General features: G+C 42.2%; 18 protein-coding genes. 7 read left to right on the top strand and 11 right to left on the bottom strand.

Features of this window, described 5'->3' with window-relative positions:
- Nucleotides 1-12 precede the first annotated feature (12 nt).
- From MKX52_RS02055 to MKX52_RS02030, 6 genes are all read right to left on the bottom strand, one after another.
- Nucleotides 13-759: an amino acid ABC transporter ATP-binding protein gene (locus MKX52_RS02055; RefSeq protein WP_012008912.1), complete on the bottom strand. Its 747-nt coding sequence runs from the start codon at nucleotides 757-759 to the stop codon at nucleotides 13-15.
- Between the two features lie 12 nt (nucleotides 760-771).
- Complete coding sequence (locus tag MKX52_RS02050; RefSeq protein ID WP_003214174.1) at nucleotides 772-1446, bottom strand: amino acid ABC transporter permease; 675 nt, start codon at nucleotides 1444-1446, stop codon at nucleotides 772-774.
- A 24-nt stretch (nucleotides 1447-1470) separates the two neighbouring features.
- Entirely contained in the window at nucleotides 1471-2265 is a 795-nt protein-coding gene (locus MKX52_RS02045) for an amino acid ABC transporter substrate-binding protein (RefSeq protein ID WP_144470170.1), read from the bottom strand.
- 22 nt (nucleotides 2266-2287) lie between these two features.
- Nucleotides 2288-2791 carry a GNAT family N-acetyltransferase gene (locus MKX52_RS02040; protein WP_342491373.1) on the bottom strand — a complete coding sequence of 168 codons (504 nt, stop codon included), beginning with the start codon at nucleotides 2789-2791 and terminating at the stop codon, nucleotides 2288-2290.
- Between the two features lie 17 nt (nucleotides 2792-2808).
- The gene (locus MKX52_RS02035; protein ID WP_342491372.1) at nucleotides 2809-4134 is read right to left on the bottom strand and encodes an LLM class flavin-dependent oxidoreductase; all 1326 of its coding nucleotides are present in this window, start codon (nucleotides 4132-4134) and stop codon (nucleotides 2809-2811) included.
- Between the two features lie 200 nt (nucleotides 4135-4334).
- Complete coding sequence (locus MKX52_RS02030) at nucleotides 4335-6119, bottom strand: right-handed parallel beta-helix repeat-containing protein (RefSeq protein WP_144457044.1); 1785 nt, start codon at nucleotides 6117-6119, stop codon at nucleotides 4335-4337.
- 263 nt (nucleotides 6120-6382) lie between these two features.
- On the opposite strand from MKX52_RS02030, the gene MKX52_RS02025 reads away from it, so the two are divergent.
- A complete protein-coding gene (locus tag MKX52_RS02025) occupies nucleotides 6383-7876 on the top strand; it encodes a peptide MFS transporter (RefSeq protein ID WP_251184074.1) in 1494 nt (497 codons plus the stop codon).
- 44 nt (nucleotides 7877-7920) lie between these two features.
- Here MKX52_RS02025 and MKX52_RS02020 read toward each other — a convergent pair whose 3' ends face one another.
- A complete protein-coding gene (locus MKX52_RS02020) occupies nucleotides 7921-9312 on the bottom strand; it encodes an amino acid permease (RefSeq protein ID WP_224925683.1) in 1392 nt (463 codons plus the stop codon).
- 367 nt (nucleotides 9313-9679) lie between these two features.
- Between MKX52_RS02020 and tcyA the strand changes: the two genes are divergently transcribed.
- Genes tcyA through MKX52_RS02005 form a run of 3 tightly spaced genes read left to right on the top strand, consistent with a single transcriptional unit; the run spans nucleotide 9680 to nucleotide 11930 of the window.
- The gene (gene tcyA / locus MKX52_RS02015) at nucleotides 9680-10495 is read left to right on the top strand and encodes a cystine ABC transporter substrate-binding lipoprotein TcyA (RefSeq protein WP_342491371.1); all 816 of its coding nucleotides are present in this window, start codon (nucleotides 9680-9682) and stop codon (nucleotides 10493-10495) included.
- Nucleotides 10482-11174 (top strand): amino acid ABC transporter permease, encoded by a 693-nt coding sequence (locus tag MKX52_RS02010; RefSeq protein ID WP_012008905.1) that lies wholly within the window; start codon nucleotides 10482-10484, stop codon nucleotides 11172-11174. Before tcyA ends, MKX52_RS02010 begins: the two co-directional genes overlap by 14 nt.
- A gap of 12 nt (nucleotides 11175-11186) precedes the next feature.
- Nucleotides 11187-11930 carry an amino acid ABC transporter ATP-binding protein gene (locus tag MKX52_RS02005; RefSeq protein WP_012008904.1) on the top strand — a complete coding sequence of 248 codons (744 nt, stop codon included), beginning with the start codon at nucleotides 11187-11189 and terminating at the stop codon, nucleotides 11928-11930.
- Nucleotides 11931-11970: 40 nt separating this feature from the next.
- On the opposite strand, the gene MKX52_RS02000 is transcribed toward MKX52_RS02005, so the two are convergent.
- The 3 genes from MKX52_RS02000 to MKX52_RS01990 form a co-directional block, all read right to left on the bottom strand.
- Entirely contained in the window at nucleotides 11971-12255 is a 285-nt protein-coding gene (locus MKX52_RS02000; protein ID WP_342491370.1) for an AbrB/MazE/SpoVT family DNA-binding domain-containing protein, read from the bottom strand.
- Between the two features lie 105 nt (nucleotides 12256-12360).
- Complete coding sequence (locus tag MKX52_RS01995; protein WP_012008898.1) at nucleotides 12361-12921, bottom strand: class D sortase; 561 nt, start codon at nucleotides 12919-12921, stop codon at nucleotides 12361-12363.
- 6 nt (nucleotides 12922-12927) lie between these two features.
- A complete protein-coding gene (locus MKX52_RS01990) occupies nucleotides 12928-16974 on the bottom strand; it encodes an isopeptide-forming domain-containing fimbrial protein (RefSeq protein ID WP_342491369.1) in 4047 nt (1348 codons plus the stop codon).
- Nucleotides 16975-17517: 543 nt separating this feature from the next.
- Between MKX52_RS01990 and MKX52_RS01985 the strand changes: the two genes are divergently transcribed.
- The 3 genes from MKX52_RS01985 (at nucleotide 17518) to MKX52_RS01975 (ending at nucleotide 19619) form a co-directional block, all read left to right on the top strand.
- Entirely contained in the window at nucleotides 17518-18162 is a 645-nt protein-coding gene (locus tag MKX52_RS01985; protein ID WP_012008896.1) for a YitT family protein, read from the top strand.
- An 84-nt stretch (nucleotides 18163-18246) separates the two neighbouring features.
- Nucleotides 18247-18837, top strand: coding sequence for a hypothetical protein (locus tag MKX52_RS01980; protein ID WP_144470162.1), 591 nt, complete (start codon nucleotides 18247-18249; stop codon nucleotides 18835-18837).
- A gap of 89 nt (nucleotides 18838-18926) precedes the next feature.
- The gene (locus MKX52_RS01975; protein ID WP_342491368.1) at nucleotides 18927-19619 is read left to right on the top strand and encodes a 4'-phosphopantetheinyl transferase superfamily protein; all 693 of its coding nucleotides are present in this window, start codon (nucleotides 18927-18929) and stop codon (nucleotides 19617-19619) included.
- On the opposite strand, the gene MKX52_RS01970 is transcribed toward MKX52_RS01975, so the two are convergent.
- Nucleotides 19616-20953 carry a PLP-dependent aminotransferase family protein gene (locus tag MKX52_RS01970; RefSeq protein WP_342491367.1) on the bottom strand — a complete coding sequence of 446 codons (1338 nt, stop codon included), beginning with the start codon at nucleotides 20951-20953 and terminating at the stop codon, nucleotides 19616-19618. The genes MKX52_RS01975 and MKX52_RS01970 overlap by 4 nt on opposite strands.
- Between the last annotated feature and the right edge of the window lie 44 nt (nucleotides 20954-20997).

Genomic DNA, 20997 nt, shown 5'->3' with positions numbered 1-20997 from the left:
GTAAAAAGCAGCTTATGCTTCTTCAGCCGCTGCTTCTTTTTGGATAAATCGTTTTGTTCGTTCATTCTTCGTTTCATCAAATAACTCAGTTGGTGTGCCCTGTTCAATAATATGACCATCTGCCATGAAAATCACATGGTCTGCTACTTCTCTTGCAAACGCCATTTCATGTGTGACGATGATCATCGTTGTTTCTTGGATGGCAATGGATTTAATCACTTGAAGCACACCTGAGACAAGTTCTGGATCGAGTGCTGATGTTGGTTCATCGAGTAAAATCGCATGTGGGTCAACCGCTAATGCGCGGGCAATCCCGATTCGCTGCTGCTGTCCGCCAGATAACGTGACTGGATAGCTGTCAGCCTTTTGCTCTAATCCTACCTGCTTTAGCAACTTCATTCCAATCTCATTTGCCTGTTGCTTCGTCATTTTTTTCGTCACAAGCAGTGATTCTGTAATATTTTGCAGTGCTGTCTTGTTTTTAAACAAATTATAGTTTTGAAACACCATAGCTGTTTGTTGACGCAGGTGATGGGCTTCTTTTCGTGTATATTTAGACGCATCGAGCTTCGCATCGCCAATTTCAATCGTGCCTTCATCTGGTATTTCTAATAAATTTAAGCAGCGCAGCAAGGTGGATTTACCGGAGCCAGAAGGTCCGATAATGGCCACAACCTGCCCTTTTTGCACGTCAAGATTGATTCCGTCTAAGACGACAAGGTCGCCGAATGATTTCTTCAAATTGGTGAGCTTGATCATGTCCACACCTCCTTAATTCCGGTAAGGTTTGCTGATTTTTCGTTCAAATAGGTCTTGAAGGAAGCTATAAATGATGGTCATCACCCAATACACAATCCCTACAGCTAAATAGGTTTCAAAGTATTTATAGTTCGCTGACGCAATCATCTTCCCTTGTGCAAACATTTCTGCCACACCAATCGTAAAGGCAAGAGATGTTTCTTTTAAAAGACCGATAAAAGTATTCCCCGTTGCTGGAATCGCATTTCTAATTGCCTGCGGGAAAATAATTCTGACGTAAGATTGCCATCTTGTCATGCCGACAGATAGACAAGCTTCTAGCTGCCCTTCATCTACAGAGTTGAGGGCCGCTCTGAAAATTTCTGCTAAGTATGCTGAGTTTTTAATACTTAATCCGATAATGACCGCTGTTAGGGCATCCATTGAAGTCATCGCAGGGAATAGCTGCGGAAGACCAAAATAAATGAGAAAGAGCTGAACCAAGGTTGGAACCGCTCTGAAAAAAGAAATATACAGCTTGGCAAATTGGTATAAAACAGGTATCCGGTTTTTCGTAATAAGAGCGAATACCACACCAATGATAATGGCAAATACCATGGAGACAATCGCCATGAAGATCGTTATCGGCAAGTATTGAATCAATGTCGGAAAAACCGTCACCATATACTGCCAATCAATTTTGTTCATGTCTGCTCTTCACCGCCGCTGTCGTTATTTTTTAATTGGCACCGTGACATCGTCTTTGAAATACTTCTCAGACAATTTTTTCAGTGTCCCGTCTTCTCTTAATTCTTTGATCGCTTTGTTAAATTCTTCTCTTAGCTTGTCATGCTTTTTATCTTTGGCAAATGGGTAGCCTACTTCTTCATACACAATGGGGTTGCCAACAATTTTGAGCGGCAGACCTGTTTTTTCAATTTGAGCCAGTAATACACTGCGTCCGTTGACATAAGCATCTACGCGGCCATTTGCCACTTCATTTAAGACACCATCTTGCGTTTCATATGTTTTAATATTGATTTTTTTGTCCGGATCTTTGCTCTCTAAGTTTTTGGCATGGTTAGAACCAAGAACTGCCGCCACTGTTTTTCCTTTTAAATCATCAAGACCTTTGATGTCGTTGTTGTCCTTTTTCACGATGATTTGTGTTCCTGCATATGCGTACGTATCAGTAAAGTTAAACGTTTGTTTACGCTCATCTGTGATTGCGACTTGGTTTGACACTGTATCCAGCTTACCAGATGTCAGCTGCCCCATTAGTCCGCTGAATTCACTTAACTGCCAGTCTAGTTTATAGCCTAGTTTTTTTGCGATGGCTTCAGTGACTTCAACATCAAAGCCAACAAGCTTGCCATTGTCTTTATAAGCAAACGGATAGCTTTGCCCTGTGGCGCCTACTTTTAATACTTTTTCGTCTTTTCCTTCACTCTGATTGTTGCCACCGCAAGCTGCTAAAACTGCCAGCATTGCTGCAAATAGAATGACTAGCCACTTTTTGTTTTTCATGTTCGTATACCCTTCTTTCCTCTTATGGTTGTGTAATATCTGACCTTAGTTGTTTTTTCAAATAAATCGTGATATGACCCTTGCCTAAATCCTTTTCTCCTGCTCTGACGTAGCCTTTGCGCTCATACATGTCTATGAGCCACGGATGCTTATCAGCTGTACCTAAAGATACGTATGGCACCTTTAAGGTATCTCTTAGCACTTCGGTTTCCACCCATTCCAGCAAGATAGAGCCTGTCCCTTTTTTGGCGGATGGTTCTGAGGCAAACCACCAAATGTGAGGGACACCGAACGGACCTGGCTGTTCTCCCCAAGGCATACGGAGCGACAAGGTGGATAGAAGCTCTCCGTTTTCTTCCATCACATAGCAAAGATTCTTTTGTACATTTTTCTGAACGAGAGAGAAATCAGCATGTGCTGCTTGGAACTGGATGCCGAGCTCACGAATTGGCTCATAAGCTCTTGTTGTCAGTTCAAGCAGCGCCTCTATATCTGCCTCTGTTGCCAGACGAAACGTGTATCCCAACGTTGGTCACCTCACCTTTATGTCGTGTAGCGATTTTTTGGCTGTGCTAATCCGAGATTTTCTCGTAAAGTTTGTCCTGTATATTCTGTTTTAAATAAGCCTCTCTCCTGAAGAATTGGGACGACGCGGTCTACGAACATGTCCAGCCCTTCTGGCAATAGCGGGGGCATGACGTTAAAGCCGTCTGCTGCTTCTTCATTGATCCATGTTTCCATCACATCTGCGAGCTGCTGCGGTGTACCAATGAAAATATTATGACCACGCGAGCCGGCAACTGATTGATAGAGCTGGCGAATGGTCAGGTGATCCTTTCTCGCCATATTCATCACGAGATCAAAACGGCTTTTTACCGCATTTGACGTGCTTGGATCAATCTCTGGTAGCGGGCCGTCTAAAGGATACTGAGACAAATCAATCCCACCTAAGTAGTTTTGCAGAATGCTCAGCCCAATCTCAGGAACAATCAGCTCCTGTAATTCTTCATATTTCGCTTTGGCTTCTTCCTCTGTATCAGCAATAATCGGGAATATCCCCGGCATGATGCTGACGTCCTCTCTAGCACGACCAGCAGCCTCTACTTTCCCCTTCAAGCTTTGATAAAATTCCTTAGCTTTATCGAGATCGTTTTGTGCAGTGAAAATGAGCTCTGCTGTTTTTGCTGCAAGCTTTTGACCATCTTCGGATGACCCTGCCTGAATGATCACTGGCTGCCCTTGAGGCGTACGTGATACGTTAAGTGGACCTCGTACTGAGAAGAACTCCCCTTTATGCTGGAGCTCATGAAGCTTACTAGATTCGAAGAATTCTCCCGTTTCCTTGTTTCTGACAAGGGCGTCTTCTTCCCAAGAATCCCACAGACCTTTGACGACCTCGACGAACTCTTCTGCTCGCTCGTATCGTTTATGGTGGGCTAAATGCTCTTCTCCGCTAAAGTTTTTCGCTGTTTCTTCAATAGAAGATGTGACCACATTCCATGCCGCTCTTCCGCCTGATAAATGATCAAGGGAGGCAAACTGTCTTGCAATATGGAAAGGCTCACTGTATGTAGTAGATGCTGTTGCTGCTAATCCAATGGATGAAGTAGACTCAGCAATGGATGAAAGCAGGGTGAGCGGTTCAAATCTTGTAAGTACATTCGGATGAGAGGTTTGGTTAATGGATAAGCTGTCGGCTAAAAAGAGTAAATCTAGCTTTCCTTCCTCTGCTTTTTTCGCTAATTGTTTAAAATAATCCAGGTTCATGGCTGCATCTGATACGGCATTCGGATGTCTCCAAGAGGCAACATGATGTCCAGTTCCTGCGATGAATACGCCTAGCTTGAGCTTCCTTTTCGGCTGTGACACTTGTTCTTCATCCTTTCTATATCCTCATATATCAAACTGAAGTCCTCAGAAGATACATTTTTCTGATTGAATTAATCGGTTTTATCAATAAAAAAAGGGCAAATGTTGCGAAAAATGAAAAATAATTATTACTATATGCCCTTTTTACAGGATTGTCAACCGCCTTCTGAACCTCCAAAATGAGGGATTTCTCTCATTCATTACGGTGTATCGATTTCAATATTTCCAATGATCCGGTCGGTCGTATGTGTCGTCAATTGGCTGCGTTCGAGCATATTATGGGCGATCACGGAATGAGTAGACGATATGGTGCGGACAGCAATTGCTTTTTGAGGAGATAAATTAATGATGTTATTCCGCAGTACACGGGCTGAAGCCGCTTGATCGATAAAGATCGCTGTCGGCTGTCCGAACGAACGATTTAAATAAAAGCGGTTATCTCCGATTTGTGGTGAACCGTTTTTAATATACATCACGACATATAAAGATGATTCTTCAAAGGAATTGTCTTTAATTTCTAATGGTCCCGTCGTGTTGCTGTATACGGCGTAGTTTTGGTAGTGCTTAAAGCGATTATGCCAAATGAAAGCCTTTGCATTTCCAGTGACACTGATCGTATATGAAGACCCAAGCTCTTGGTGTCCTTCTTGAATAAAGTGATTGCCGTTGATTCCAGCTTCCCCTTCCTGCACCCAGATCCCTCTGCTGAATTCTTTGAATTGATTGTGCTGGATGAGGATATTCGTTCCTCTTACCATCGCTCCATCAATCACCGAGTAAATCGTATTGTTTGAAAAGACGACGCTATCTGACTGATAGATACGCAGCGCTGCGCTTCTTAGTCCTGTATTCGTCCCCGATTCAATATGATTTCCTTCTATTAGAATACGGTTCGCCATATAAACGGACAAAGCCGCATCTTCAAATAGACTGATCTTATTCCCTGTAATGTGAACACTATCGCCCCTCACATCAATCCCTTTTTCAAATCCTTCAATCATATTGCCAATAATGATCACATTGTTTTCTGTTTGACCAAGAGAGACACCTAAACTCGTAATTCCTGCTTTTGTGACGCCTCCTCCTACCGCACGGATCAAATTGTTAGCAATGATGGTTTCCGTGGCAAATCCATAGGAGATACTGCTATCTGTATGATTGCCTTCGATGATGACACCATAGCCATTGAAGTTATAAATAGAGCTTGCGGCGCCACCTCTTACAATGTTGTTTCGGATTTGAATATTCAGCGGTTCCTCCATATTCACTGCATTTTCCCCGTAGCCTTCAATATCAATGCCCATTCTTGGCTCGACTCCGTTTACTCCTGCTCTCTCAAGCAGACAGTCCTCCACAATGACCCCGTCACAGCCTGTGATCGAGATATTGTTTCGCCTTGAATCTGTAACGTGGCAACCAGAAATATGAATAGATGAAGCAGGAGAGTACGTTTCAACCTGTGATAATAAACCATGGGGACTGACAATGATGCCGTCTCCCGTACAATTTTTGATTTGTACACGATTCACTTCTACATCAGATGCCCCTTCAATACATATCCCAAAGCCCCACTCATGGGTTTTTCGTTCAGGGGGAAGCGACTTGTATACATGTTCATGTCGATCCCCTTCGATTCGCCCGCCCCTGATGGTCACATGCTGAACCTTTCCTATATAAAAGGCCGCATACCCCCACGAATCATTTGGTATCACCTTAATGACGGCATCTGGCGCCATCTCAATCGTCATATGACTTGGCACACGTATACCCGCACCCCGGAAAGGAAAAAATCGATCTCCTCTGTACACTGCATCGATGACATACGTGCCGCTCGGCAGCCAGACGTGAGAATACCCCTGCGCTTTCGTCCATTCTAAGCATTCATTGAGCTTCGCTGTACAGTCCGTTTTCCCATCCGCCACCACACCAAAATCTTGTACATTGACAACAGGCTTTTTCAGATCAGATTCATTTAATTCCCCCAACCTAAACCCCTCCTTTTTACACATGTCCTCTTGTCATCCTATGCATGTGTGAAAGGTTTGCTTGTACATTCCTTCAAATTTTAAATAAATTCTTTCAATATAACTTTCAGACCATTCTCACTTGAAAGAATTTTTCATATTTTTGAGACTTTACGCCTATTGAACTAACATTTTCCTGTTTTAGAATAGTTTTATATTGACACAAGAACTATACAAGAATATCATTTTTCTCATATCTCTTTTTTTAAGAAAGGATCTATGCCATGTCTACAATTGACCACGATAAAATTGTTAAAAGTGTTCCTCAAAAAGGGTTTTTTGGACATCCTAAAGGACTTTACACACTGTTCTTCACTGAATTTTGGGAGCGTTTCTCCTATTACGGCATGCGTGCACTGCTTATTTATTATATGTACACAGAGGTGACAAAAGGCGGCCTTGGTTTTGATCAGACAACAGCCAATTCGATCATGTCTGTCTACGGTGCGCTTGTCTATATGTCAGGCATTATTGGGGGATGGCTCGCCGACCGCGTATTCGGTTCGTCTAGTACGGTCTTTTATGGCGGGGTTTTCATTATGCTTGGACATGTCATTTTGGCTTTACCAAGCGGAGCAACAGCGCTCTTTATTAGTATGGGGCTAATTATTATTGGGACAGGTCTTCTGAAGCCAAACGTTTCAAACATTGTGGGCGACCTGTATTCTAAAACAGACCCACGCAGGGATTCTGGCTTTAGTATTTTCTACATGGGGATCAACATGGGCGGTTTTATTGCTCCATTAATTGTCGGAACACTCGGTCAAAAAGTGAACTTCCACCTCGGATTCTCACTTGCTGCCGTTGGGATGCTTGTTGGTCTGATTACATTTGTGATCACGAAAAAACCGAATCTTGGTCTCGCCGGTACTTATGTGACAAATCCACTATCAGCTACTGAACGCAAGAACTTCAAAATTTTCGGAACATTAGTTGCCATTGTGCTTACTGTTTTTGTCGTCATCGGCATTCAAACAGGCGCACTCACGATTAATCTATTCACTTGGTTTGTCAGTGTTCTTGGGGTGCTCATTCCGATTGTATATTTCATCGTCATGTATTTCAGTAAAAAGACGAGCCCAGTTGAGCAATCCAGAGTTCTCGCTTATATTCCATTGTTCCTTGCTGCGGTGATGTTCTGGGCGATTCAAGAACAAGGCTCAAACATTTTAGCCACATATGCTGATCAACGAACAAACTTGAATTTCCTCGGGATGACACTTGCCTCTTCGTGGTTCCAATCATTGAACCCAATCTTTATTGTGCTATTGTCTCCTGTGTTTGCTTGGTTGTGGATTAGACTTGGAAAGAAACAGCCGTCTACCCCGATTAAGTTCTCACTTGGCCTTCTGTTTGCAGGATTATCCTTCATCATCATGATCATTCCTGCCTACATGTCTGGCCCGAATACACTTGTGAGTCCATTATGGCTCGTTCTGAGCTTCTTCCTTGTCGTGATCGGAGAGCTCTGCTTATCACCTGTTGGGCTGTCAGCGACAACAAAGCTTGCACCTGCTGCTTTCTCAGCACAAACGATGAGCCTTTGGTTCCTTTCAAATGCAATGGCACAGGCGATCAACGCGCAAGTGGTCAAACTGTTTGATAAAGTGCCAGAAACCGTCTATTTCGGTATCATTGGATTGCTTGCCATCGTTTTATGTGGTGTGATGCTACTCTTAACACCAGTGATTAAGAAAGCGATGAGAGGGATTCATTAAATAAAAAAGAAGCCTCCCCATTGGGTTGGCTTCTTTTTTATAGTTTAAAACCGGATCTCATCATCTCCATGAATTTGCAGCTTGAGCGATTCACTTTTCGCCTGATGCTTTTTTACATAGCGGTGATAGACGACATACCCAATGATCATGAGAGGGACGCCGACATATAATCCAATGCGCTGCTCATGATCAAAGGCAAGGCTGATCAACACAATGGTGTTGAGCGTAATCGCAATAATCGGCAGAACCGGATAAAGAGGGGTTTTAAATTTTAAGTTTTCCAGCTTTCCGCCTGCTTTCAAATATCTTCTGCGGAAAAGCATTTGTGATAAGGTAATGGTGATCCAGCCAGTCTGGGCACTCATACCGGCAATGGACACGATCCAGGCAAATACTGTTTTTTCTGCAAAGAAACCGGATAATAGCGAAATCCCTGTAAACAGGAACGTGAGCAACAAGGCATTCATCGGAATACCGCGCTGATTCACGCGTCTAAATGCTTTTCCTGCCATTCCTTCTTTCGATAAGGAATAGAGCATTCTCGTCGATGCATACAAGCCAGAGTTGGCAACAGATAATAAAGCGATGATAATGACAAAGTTCATGATATCTGCCGCAAAAGGAATGCCCGTTCTCTCAAATACAGTAACAAACGGACTTTGCAGCACACTCGCTTCCTTCCAAGGCACCATGCCTGCTAAGACGAAGATAGATAGGACGAAAAAGACGAGCGTACGCCAAACAGTCTGATGAATGGAGCGAGGAACGGTTTTCTCAGGGTTTTCACTTTCTCCTGCCGCAATCCCGATCAGCTCTGTTCCTTGGAATGAAAAATTCACGGTGATCATCGTGACCACAACGGCAAGCAATCCATTTGGAAACAGCCCATCACTCACAAAATGACTGAAATAAGGGGCAGGTTCACCGCTCGTTGTTTCAATAAAACCAAACATCGCCGCTCCGCCTACACCTATAAAGAGTAAAATCGCAATGATCTTAATGGTTGAAAAGAAAAACTCCGACTCCCCGAACGCTTTCGCCGACCGGGCATTTAATAAGAAAAGACACAATCCAAAGATGAGACACCAAATCCACACATCCACTTGCGGAAGCCAGCGCCTCATTAGCTGTCCTGCTGATAAAAATTCAAGAGCGACCGTTGCTGCCCAGCCAAGCCAATAAATCCAGCCAACCGCAAAACCCGCTGCAGGGCTGACAAATTTCGTCGCATACGTATGAAACGAACCGGACACAGGAAGTGCAACCGACAGCTCTCCAAGACACAGCATGGTTAAATACATAATCAATCCGCCCACAATATATGAAAGAACGGCTCCAACTGGCCCTGCTTGTCCAATCGTATAGCCCGTTCCTAAGAAAAAGCCTGTCCCAATGACACCGCCAAGTGAAATCATAAATAAATGACGGGAGGTCATCGCCCTTTTCAATTGCTCGGGCTGATTTTGTCCAACATCCACAATGATGCCCTCCTTCTTCTAAGATGTTCTGTTATCAAAACATGTCTCCATGTGATTCATTCCATTTTCAAAACAACCTACTAATTATACATCTTTTATAATAATTATGCTTCCTTCTATGGTCACTGTCTTAAAGTCTTTATTTTAGTAATGTTCGCACAAATAAAAAATGAAAGGCATTGTAGACGAGAGAGGTTTGAAAGAAATGGGTTGCGGGCATAAAGTTGGTGAGATTCGCTCAAGCTAGTTTCAAATGCTTTACTTTTAGGTTGCTTCTCTGTAAGATCATATGTTGTAAATACCAACAAGAAAAGTGGGGAATAAGATGAAAAAAATGTTCTTTGCCATTATGTTAGGCGCTTGTGTTGCATTGATCACGGCATGTGGATCAGGTGCAAGCGACAACGCGAATAAACAATCTGGGTCTAAGGAATCAGGTGACCTTTGGAAATCCATTCAGGATAAAGGTGTTCTGACGATCGGAACAGAGGGTACTTATGCTCCTTTCACATTCCATGACAAAAAGACAGATAAATTAACTGGCTACGATGTAGAAGTCATCACAGAAGTAGCAAAACGTCTTGACTTAAAACCTGAATTCAAAGAAACACAATGGGACAGCATGTTTGCTGGACTGAATTCAAAACGTTTTGACGTGGTAGCGAACCAAGTTGGTAAAACTGGACGTGAAAATCAATACGAGTTCTCTGATAAATACACAACGTCTCAAGCCATTGTTGTGTCAAAATCAGATAACAACGACATCAAGAAACTATCTGATGTCAAAGGCAAAAAAGCAGCACAATCATTAACAAGTAACTACAATAAACTAGCAACAGATGCTGGCGCTAAAATTGAAGGCGTTGAGGGTCTTGCACAATCGATTCAATTGATTCAGCAAGGACGTGCTGATTTGACATTCAATGACAAGCTAGCTGTATTGAATTACTTGAAAACAAGCGGGAACAAAAACCTAAAAGTTGCATTTGAAACAGGAGATCCTCAAGAAACTTACTTTGCATTCAGAAAAGGCAGCGGCGAAGTCGTTGACAAAGTGAATGGCGCATTAAAAGAAATGAAAAAAGACGGTACACTTGCTAAGATTTCTAAGAAATGGTTTGGTGAAGATGTTACAAAGTAATACCCTAGGAGTCGTCATTCCTTGGGATCTTCTTCAGCAATCTTTTTGGCCAATGGTGATGCAGGGGATTTATTATACAATCCCCCTTGCCATCATTGCCTTTATTATTGGTATTTTTATTGCGCTTGTGACAGCTCTTGCTAGAATGTCTAAAATCAAAGCCCTCAGATGGATTTTTTCCATCTATGTGTCGGCCGTTCGTGGAACGCCGCTTTTTGTGCAATTGTTTATTATTTTCTATTTCTTTCCGACATTTAATATCACACTAGATCCATATCCAAGTGCCATTATTGCTTTTTCATTAAACGTAGGTGCGTATGCGTCGGAAATTATCCGTGCATCCGTCCTGTCTGTTCCTAAAGGACAATGGGAGGCTGGTTATTCCATTGGGATGACGCATCGTAAAACGCTCGTCCGCGTGATTTTACCGCAAGCTGTGCGTGTATCGATTCCGCCACTATCTAACTCATTCATTAGCTTGGTGAAGGATACATCCCTTGCCTCCCAAATCCTCGTGGCAGAGATGTTCCGTAAATCACAGGAAATTGCTGCGGCGAACTTGGATCAGATCTTGTTCATTTATATGGAAGCAGCCTTGATCTATTGGGTTTTCTGCTTCATTTTATCGCTCGTTCAGCATCAAATTGAAAAACGACTTGATCGATATGTCGCAAGGTAAGGAGGGAACGACATGCTAACAGTCAAAGGCTTAAACAAATCCTTTGGTGAAAATGAGATTTTAAAGTCGATTGATTTTACGATCAACAAAGGGCAGGTTGTGGCGATTCTTGGTCCATCAGGTTCAGGAAAAACAACGATGCTTCGCTGTTTAAATGCACTTGAAATTCCAAATGCCGGCTCCTTTACCTTCGATGATTTCTCGATTGATTTTTCTAAAAAAAATAAACAAGCTGATTTGCTCAAACTTCGCCGGAAGTCAGGAATGGTGTTTCAAGATTATCACCTGTTTCCGCATCGTACTGTTCTTGAGAATGTGATGGAAGGTCCAGTCCAAGTTCAGCGCCGGCCAAAAGAAGAGGTGCGAAAAGAAGCGATTCAGCTCCTGCAAAAGGTAGGACTTGAGGATAAAAAAGATTTGTATCCCTTCCAGCTGTCAGGCGGTCAAAAGCAACGTGTCGGCATTGCCCGTGCACTTGCTATTCAACCAGAGCTCATGCTTTTTGATGAACCAACCTCTGCACTTGACCCTGAGCTTGTCGGGGAAGTTTTAAAGGTCATGAAGGATTTAGCGAAAGAAGGCTGGACCATGGCGGTCGTCACACATGAAATCAAGTTTGCCCAAGAAGTGGCAGACGAAGTGATTTTTATTGATGGCGGCGTCATCGTCGAACAAGGTCCTCCAGAAGAAATCTTCAAACGACCAAAGGAAGAACGAACAAAACAATTCTTAAACCGGATTTTAAATCCAGTATGATGAAAAAAGGCTGTTCTCACGTGGTGAGGACAGCCTTTTTTTATATCTCTTTTTGCAGGCGAAGTGCCAGTAAATCTTGTAAGAGCATTCTCGCTCCCTCTGGACTGATGACCACTCCACCCGATAGCACTTTGTTGGAGCCTGTTACTTCCCCTGTGACGATACAGGGTTTGTCCTGCCAATACGGTTTTATGACAATTTGGTCTTCTTCTCGATAAATCTCCATAAAATCGCGCGGATGAATTTTCAACCGTTTTCTTATATCTGTCGGCAAGACAACTCTTCCGACGTTATCTATATATCTTACATAGTCTTGATTTAACAAATTGACCCCCTCCTGCATCTCTAGATATAGGCAATTCCCTCTTTATCAAGGAATGAAGCGCTTCAATCGGTTAGAGAAAGGATAAGTTGCAGGCTGATCCAGTGGCTAAACACGCTTCCCATATATGATATATCTATTTGGTGCAGGACCAATGAAGGAAAAAGGATAACATGTGGTAAGGATAAGTTCTTCCTTTTCCTGTTGAAGCGTAATAATACTTTGATCATCTTTTTTCACAATCTTTGTTTTCTCAATTTCATAGGTAAATCGACCGTATGAAAGCTCAATGACGAGTTGATCCCCTTTCACAAGTTCTCCTGTTCGTCTAAACACAGTATCACGATGCCCAGATAAAACGATTTGTCCTTGTTCATTAGGTAAATAGCTCTCGTGGTAATGACCAACACCCTTTGCCAAATCCTCCGCATCCGTTCCTTCTACAATTGGTAACTCAGCATTTAACTTTGGAATGTGCAAGAGTCCAATGGTTTCACCAGCCTTTGGCACAAAAGGGGAATCCGTATCCCCCTTTTGCTGGATGGCTGCTTGTGCAGACTGGAAAGATTGATCTACTTGCCTTTGCCCATCAACGATTGTCATATATCCTATCATCACAAGACAAATACCTGCTGTGATCAGTGTCGCTGAGATGATTTTTTGAACCATGGACGATTACCCGTTTCTTTTTCTTCTTTTCCATACAATAAGGGCCGCACCTATTAATACGAGTGCAAATCCGACTAGTAAAAAGTTGTACATCGCTGTTGCAGTGTTCGGAAGATGATGACCAGGTGTATCCTGTTGTGGCTCAGAAGGTTGATCTGGATTTGCTGGCACTTCTGGCACATTCGGCGGTTCTACTGTCGTTGAGTTTTCAGGTTTGTCTGGTTCATCTACATTCTCACCCTTCACGACTCCGATATTTTGAATGGTTTTACCTTCAGATCCTTTGGCAACCTTCGCCTCAAACGTTACGGTATGCCAATCGTTATCTTTGATATCTCCAAATTGACCGGTTACTTTGCCTTTTGTGTAATCTCCGTTGTCATCATCTTTTGCATCTGTGACGGCTTGGTCATCTACTTTTAATGATCCTTCGACGTATTCAAGACCTTCTGGCAGTTGATCTGTGATGACTAAATCTTTGATGACACTGTCTTCTACACTATTTTTTGTTTTGATGGTGTAAAGAAGGATGTCGCCTGTTTGCACTTGTTTTTCATCTGTATTGCCCTCTGCTTTTTGATGGATTTCAGATGTTTTTTCTGATTCAAGCTTTGGATCTCTTGGATCAATTTTTGTTTCGGTTGTTGGTTCATCTGGCGGTGTATTATCGCCTGTTACTTTCGCTGTGTTTTGAATACTTTTACCTGATTGGCCATTAGCAACTTTCGCTTCAAACGTCACTGTATGCCAGTCGGTGTCTTTGATATCACCAAATTGACCGGTTACTGTGCCTTTTGTGTAGTCTCCGTTGTCGTCATCTTTTGCATCTGTGACGGCTTGGTCATCTACTTTTAATGATCCTTCGACGTATTCAAGACCTTCTGGTAGTTGATCTGTGATGACTAAATCCTTGATGACACTGTCTTCTACACTATTTTTTGTTTTGATGGTGTAAAGAAGGGTGTCGCCTACTTGAACTTGTTTTTCATTTGTATTGCCCTCTGCTTTTTGAGCAATCTCAGATGTTTTTTCTGATTCAAGTTTTGGATCTCTGGGATCAATGTTTGTTTCGGTTGTCGGCTCATCTGGCGGTGTGTTTTCGCCTGTTACTTTCGCTGTATTTTGAATGCTTTTATCCGCTTGACCTTTAGCGATCTTCGCTTCAAAAGTAATCATATGCCAGTCCGTATCTTTGATATCGCCAAATTGACCGGTTACTGTGCCTTTTGTGTAGTCTCCGTTGTCGTCATCTTTTGCATCTGTGACAGCTTGATCATCTACTTTTAGTGATCCTTCGACGTATTCAAGACCTTCTGGCAATTGATCTGTGATGACTAGATCTTTGACGATGCTATCTTCTTCAAGATTCTTCGTTTTGATCGTATAAAGAAGAGTATCGCCTACCTGAGGTGTCTTTTCGTCTGTGTTACCTTCTGCTTTTTTCTGAATGCTTGCATCCTTTTCTGATGCTAGTTTTGGTTCACGAGGATAAATTTCTGTTTTCGTTGTTGGATCATCTGGCGGCGTGTTTTCGCCTGTTACTTCAGCTGTATTTTGAATGTCTTGACCAGCCTGTCCCTTTTCAACTGTCACTTCAAACGTCACAGTGTGCCAGTCCGTGTCCTTCACATCGCCAAAATAACCCGTGACCTTTCCATCTGTGTAGTCACCGTTATCGTCATCTTTCACATCTGTGACGGATTCTCCATCAATCTCAAGAGAACCAGCGACATACTCCAGCCCTTTTGGCAATTGATCTGAGATCACTAGATTTTCAACAAGACTGTCTTCTATCGTGTTCTTTGTTTTAATCGTATAAAGAAGGGTGTCCCCTACTTCTGGGTGCTTCTCATCTGTGTTGCCTTCTGCTTTTTTCTGTAAGACCGCTGATTTTTCTGATTCAAGCTTTGGATCACGAGGATAAATTTCTATTTCTGTTGTTGGTTTGTCTGGCGGCGTGTTTTCACCTGTGACACTCGCTGTATTTTGAATGTCTTGACCAGACTGTCCTTTTTCAATCGTGACCTCAAACGTCACGGTATGCCAATCGGTATCCTTAATGTCACCGAATTGTCCTGAAATGGTTCTATTTGTGACATCACCATTGTCTTGATCTTGCTCATCTGTCACCGCTTGTCCATCTACCTTAAGTGAATTCGGCACATATGCTAATCCTTCTGGCAATTCATCCGAAATCACTAAGTTTTCAACGAGACTGTCTTCTATCGTATTCTTTGTTTTAATCGTATAAAGAAGGGTGTCACCGACCTCTGGATGCTTCTCATCTGTGTTACCTTCTGCTTTTTTCTGTAAGACCGCTGATTTTTCAGAAGTCAATTTCGGGTCACGTGGATAGATTTCTATATTCGTTGTCGGCTTGTCTGGCGGTGTGTTGCCGGTTGTGACACTCGCTGTATTTTGAATGTCTTTGCCTGCCTGACCTTTTTCAACTGTGACTTCAAACGTCACGGTATGCCATTTCACATCTTTCACTTCACCGAACGTTCCAGTGACAGTCCCATCTGTTATATCACCTTTGTCGCCATCTTTTGCATCTGTGACTGGATTTCCATCTACCTGAAGTGAGTTTGGTACATATGATAACCCTTGAGGTAACTTGTCAGAAATCACAAGATCTTCAATCACGCTATCTTCAATAGCGTTACGGGCTTGAATGGTATACAGTAATGTGTCGCCTACTTCTGGATGTTTCTCATCTGTATTACCATCTGCTTTTTTCTGTAAGACCGCTGATTTTTCTGATTCAAGCTTTGGATCACGAGGATAAATTTCTATGTTTGTTGTTGGCTTGTCTGGTGGTGTGTTATCCCCTTCGACATTCGCTGTATTTTGAATATCCTTGCCAGCTTGACCTTTTGCTACTTTCGCTTCAAATGTCACGGTGTGCCAATCAGTGTCTTTCACATCACCTATTTGACCTGTAACAGTGCCGTTTGTATAATCACCTTTGTCTTGATCTTTGGCATCGGTTACGCTTGTACCGTCTACCTTAAGAGATCCAGAAACATAGGTTAAACTACTCGGAAGATTATCTGATATGGTCAGATTCTTAAGAACGCCGTATTGCACCGTATTTTTTGCTCTAATTGTATAAAGCAAAGTGTCGCCTACTTCTGGATTCTTTTCATCTGTGTTGCCTTCTGCTTTTTTCTGTAAAGCAACCGATTTTTCTGATTCAAGGTTAGGTGGATATGGATCAAATTCGGGCTTCACACGTGAAGCTAAGTCGTAAGATAATGAATCACCCGCAATGCCTAAATATGTTGTACTTAATGTTTTCGCATCAAGTGTAAAAAGAGTGGAATGACCAATGGATTCGTTTAATCCTGACTGTAATAGCATTTGTCCATTTGGCAAGAAGCTAATTCCCCGCACGCCTCCGTCAATCGTTTTACCGTCCGCATTTGTAATCGGAATGACACGAATGACTTCAGCTGTTTCAGGATTCATTTGTGCAATGGCTCCACTGTTATTAGATGCAAACCAAAGATAACCATCCTTATCGACAACAAGGTCTCCACCAATGTCTCCGCCAATGCCAGAGCCAGCGTCATAACCGACGATTTTTTTGGACGTTTTTTTACCCGTAACTAAATCGTACGTTCCAAGGAAAGAATCACCATTAGAAAAATAAGAATAAATATATTTATCTTGATGCACAACGGCATTAGTAGCGCCTTCAGGTAGTTTCGTTACGACTTGTGCTTGCCCTGATGTCGCATTTATTTTATATAGAGTAAGGCTAGTGCCATTTGCAGTTGCATACACTACATTTTCTCGATCGCTAACAGCAACACCATTCACTGCGCCTATATCGATTCCTTTCACCTCTACACTAGCTTTAACATTTGTTGGATCATTTCCATCGAGTTGTTGAAGAACTAGTGGTCTAGTCCCAATCATATAGGAATCCGTATTGTTCACAACCACCGTCCCAGCGGCTTTCGTAACAGCTGGTGAGACGGTTAATAAATTTCCAGCAACCAGCACCAATATAAGAAATAACTGACTCGTTCTTTTAAATATGTTCATTTTTGACATCCCCTTTTACTTGCTTTAAATCATAATGGTATGTACCAGTTCACCTCCCACACTTTGGTAAAGAATATCAGTAACATTTCAAAAGCCTCAACAGGACTAAATAACTATTTTTGACAAAAATAGACATTTTGAACTACATATCTTCAAATGATTGATTCACTTGTGTTCTTCCAATAAAATAACCTTTTTTTATTTCAAATTTCCTCATCTATCTATCTTCCCAAACAGGTCTTATGATGTGTATTACATACAATCCTTTCTATTTAAAGATAAATAATCTTTAATTGGATAATGATGATTTTTTGTCAGTATATATTGGTTTTTTTTCTTTTTCTCTTAAAAAAAGGGAATGATTGGGTCACTTTGTCAAAAAAAACAATCCAAAAGTCTTGCTATTTGTTTTGATGTTTTGACCTTTACGATTCGAAAAAATTCTTTTCATAAGTAAGCGATTACAATTGAGCAAAGTCATTTAAAGGGGCGTGGGAGTATGTTACGATTGAATTCGAGTGTTTAAGAAAGAAGGGAAAGCTTTTGAAGCGGGAACATCTTTTACGTTGGTTTTTTTATTTTGTTGGATTGATCGTACTAGCTTTTGGACTATCACTGACAGTGAAAGGAAAGATTCTTGGGATTGGCCCTTGGGACGCATTCCATTACGGACTGTTTCAGCATTTTGGACTGACGATTGGACAGTGGTCCATCATTATTGGTGCACTCATTGTGACACTGACTTCTGTTTTTACGAAATCATTTCCAAAGATCGGCGCATTACTGAACATGGTGCTGATTGGTATGTTTATAGATTTCTTTAATGCGGTATTGCCTGCACCACATGGGTATTTACCCGCTTTATATGTGTTTATTACGGGCGTTGTGGTTTCAGGATATGGTGTTGGCATTTATGTCTCCGCAAATCTTGGCGCCGGGCCAAGAGATTCATTAATGCTCCTCATCTCAGCGAAAACTGGATTGAACGTGCAGTGGGTGCGAAATGGCATTGAGTTAACAGTGCTTTTGTTTGCATGGATGCTCGGCGGACCGATTGGCGTTGGCACGATTCTGACAGCTATTTTCACAGGTCTCGTCCTTCGATTCTCTTTGCCACAATCGACACGTCTCCTAGAGCTGCTGATTACAAAAACAGCAGAGAAACCTGTTCAGACGCTTATCCGATAAGAACAAGCCATTCTACAAAAAAGAATGGCTTTTCTTGTGTTAAAATTAATAAACAGAATATTCTATTATCGGAGATGAGACCTCATGCAGCTTTTTCATTATCATTACTGGACACCATTTGTTGAAGAGACCGAGCAGGCATATCGCTCGCTAGGCTTTGAAGTAAAGGCACGTTTCACAAAGGATGGCTCCTTTCATCCGCCGCTCACATGGGATGACTTTAGAGAAGAGCAGCCGACCTTTCGCATCGTCGAAATGAGAAAGGGACAAATCAATATCACATTCGGTTATAGTAAAAAAGTCCTTTTTGATCACATTGGCTTTCTTGTCTCAGATGAAGAATATGGAGAGCTGCTTTCACAGGTAAAAGAGCTCAACTGGCCAGTTCAAGAAGGAGAACGAAGAACGTTTCTTTCAACACCTCTTCGTTTAAGGTTTGAATTACAGCGGCGTACAGATGTCATTGAAACTGGGAACGATACGCTTCAAGCCATGACAATTGCTGTTCCTGATTTGTCACAGACATCTAAAGTGGGTCAACTGCTCTCTTCTTTGAATCAGCCCATTCACTGGCAAAAAGGAGAACGCCTCTCTTTACTTCACGTGATCATGACTGATTGCGATGGATTAGACACGAAAGATCCGAATGGGGTTCATATCCTGAAACAGACGTAGAAGTGCTTTCTGTCGATTTGTGTACAGGATGTCCCTTTTGTACGGCGCTCTACAATGGTACAATCAATGTAAAAAATTAGAGGTTCATGATGAAGATTTTCGCTATCCAATTACAACATTTAGATGACATCCATGCACGAAAACAAATTGATCAATTGAAACCCTTTGTTTCAGCTGAAAAGCGTGTTGCGGCTGAGCGCTTTCGCTTTTTGGTCGATGCAAGAAGGACCTTGTTAGGTGAGGTGCTAGTTCGTCAGATGATCCATGAAATGTACGATCTGCCTTTTGATCAGATCGTTTTTGAAACAGAGGGCAATGGCAAGCCTGTCGTCCGTCACATTCCTTCTTTTCATTTTAATCTTTCTCACTCTGGTGATTGGGTCGTATGCGCAATAGATGATGCACCTGTAGGGATTGATATTGAAGAGATCAAACCGATTGATCTAGCGATTGCTAAACGATTTTTTTCAGCAGATGAGTATAAGGATTTACTTACACAACCGGCAGAACGGCAGGAAGCCTACTTCTTTCATTTATGGTCAATGAAGGAGGCCTTTATCAAGCTGACTGGAAAGGGATTATCCTATGGTCTTTCTTCCTTTACAGCCCGCCTGTCAGAGGATGGACAGGCGACATTGACATTACCTGATCATGAGGCGCCCTGCTTTGTTCAAACATACTCACTCGATCCTGCCTACCAAATGGCGGTGTGTACACGAAAGCCTTCTGCGGCTGAACGTGTTGAGATACTCTCTTGCCATGATGTGCTGGCTCGTCTTTAATATCGCCCAATTTGCTGAAATGCTGTCTTTAACAAATCGACTCCACGTGTGATTTGCTCTTCTTTCACATGCCAAATGTTCAACTGAAGAATGGGGTCTTTTTGATAGGTCGAAAGATAATGGCGATCGATTGACTGAATGGAAACAGATGCCTTTTTTAGCTGCTGAATGAGCTGGTTCATCGGAATTGACCGATCGATCCGTACATGTGTATGAGTAGCCGGCTCCTCTTCTCCTAGTTGATAAGCGATTTGATCGCTTTTCAGGCATGTCACTAGCTGTTTGGATCGATTGCGATAGGTTGTCTGCATTCTTTCTCGATGCCGTTCAAACATCCCGCTTTTCAAGTATATTTCTAAGGCTGCCTGTGACAGCATGGAGCTGTCGATGTCAATGAGCCGTTTGTGTTCGCTAAAAGGTCTAATTAGTTCCTCAGGTAAGACGACTGCTCCTGTTCGAAGTCCTGGAAAAATGATTTTGGAGAAGCTTTTTAAATAAATGACCTTTCCCGCCTGATCGTATGAATAGATCGGGTCTCTTTTTGCATCAAATTCTAAATCGGCTATATAATCATCTTCAACGATATAGACGTCGTATTTTTCGGCAAGAGCTGCAATCGCTCTTTTCTCTTGTTTTGACAAGCTCGTTCCAAGGGGGTTTTGAAACCTTGGCATCGTATAGAAAAAACGAATCTCTTCTTCTCGAAAAATGCGCTCCAATTCTTGAAGATCAATTCCCTTTTCCGTCCGCTGAATCCCCATCACAGGCAGTTGATTTTTTTCTAAATATTGAAGGTATAGGTGATAGCCTGGCTGTTCGACTAGTATGGTCTGTTTGCCATTCGGAAAAGGGATGGTGCTCAAAATGGATAATGCCAACTGAATACCAGAGGTCATAACGATCTGCTCTGGATTAGCAAACACTTGATAATCCATTAATCGCTTAGAAATGACTGGAAGCAGCGATGGTAATCCGTTGGTTGTACCGTAAATAAACAAGTCATTTTGATACAAATCGATGGCTTGGTTGATGCAGTGCTGGAAATCAACATATGGAAACACGACGGGATCAGGTGCAGATGAAGCAAAATCAATCCATGTGCTGTCCTCTTTCCCCGCTGACTGCTTTGTTTTCACGACATAGTAGCCGCTTCTTTCTACAGAATACAGCAGATGTTCTCGTTCTAATGTGTCTAATGCTTTAATAACTGTGCTTTTGCTCAATGCATATTGTGCCGCCAAATGGCGAATGGAAGGGATCTTCATACCCGCATGGTATTCACCAGACGTCATCTTCACTTTTAAGCTAAGAATAAGCTGATCATATTTCCTCACACCGCTTCCTCCTTGTACCGGTACAGATATCATGTTCTCTTATT

It is taken from the genome of Bacillus sp. FSL R5-0422, from assembly GCF_038610765.1.
GTDB lineage: Bacteria > Bacillota > Bacilli > Bacillales > Bacillaceae > Bacillus > Bacillus pumilus_O.
The sequence above is the reverse complement of the archived record's forward strand: the minus strand, read 5'-3'. Positions and strand labels throughout refer to the sequence as shown.

Coding starts and splice junctions, on each gene's coding strand:
- MKX52_RS01995 (WP_012008898.1), bottom strand. CDS start 12,921: ATGGTTCAAAAAATCATCTCAGCGACACTGATCACAGCAGGTATTTGT.
- MKX52_RS02055 (WP_012008912.1), bottom strand. CDS start 759: ATGATCAAGCTCACCAATTTGAAGAAATCATTCGGCGACCTTGTCGTC.
- MKX52_RS02025 (WP_251184074.1), top strand. CDS start 6,383: ATGTCTACAATTGACCACGATAAAATTGTTAAAAGTGTTCCTCAAAAA.
- MKX52_RS01975 (WP_342491368.1), top strand. CDS start 18,927: ATGAAGATTTTCGCTATCCAATTACAACATTTAGATGACATCCATGCA.
- MKX52_RS01990 (WP_342491369.1), bottom strand. CDS start 16,974: ATGAACATATTTAAAAGAACGAGTCAGTTATTTCTTATATTGGTGCTG.
- MKX52_RS02020 (WP_224925683.1), bottom strand. CDS start 9,312: ATGACCTCCCGTCATTTATTTATGATTTCACTTGGCGGTGTCATTGGG.
- tcyA (WP_342491371.1), top strand. CDS start 9,680: ATGAAAAAAATGTTCTTTGCCATTATGTTAGGCGCTTGTGTTGCATTG.
- MKX52_RS02010 (WP_012008905.1), top strand. CDS start 10,482: ATGTTACAAAGTAATACCCTAGGAGTCGTCATTCCTTGGGATCTTCTT.
- MKX52_RS02005 (WP_012008904.1), top strand. CDS start 11,187: ATGCTAACAGTCAAAGGCTTAAACAAATCCTTTGGTGAAAATGAGATT.
- MKX52_RS02050 (WP_003214174.1), bottom strand. CDS start 1,446: ATGAACAAAATTGATTGGCAGTATATGGTGACGGTTTTTCCGACATTG.
- MKX52_RS01980 (WP_144470162.1), top strand. CDS start 18,247: ATGCAGCTTTTTCATTATCATTACTGGACACCATTTGTTGAAGAGACC.
- MKX52_RS02045 (WP_144470170.1), bottom strand. CDS start 2,265: ATGAAAAACAAAAAGTGGCTAGTCATTCTATTTGCAGCAATGCTGGCA.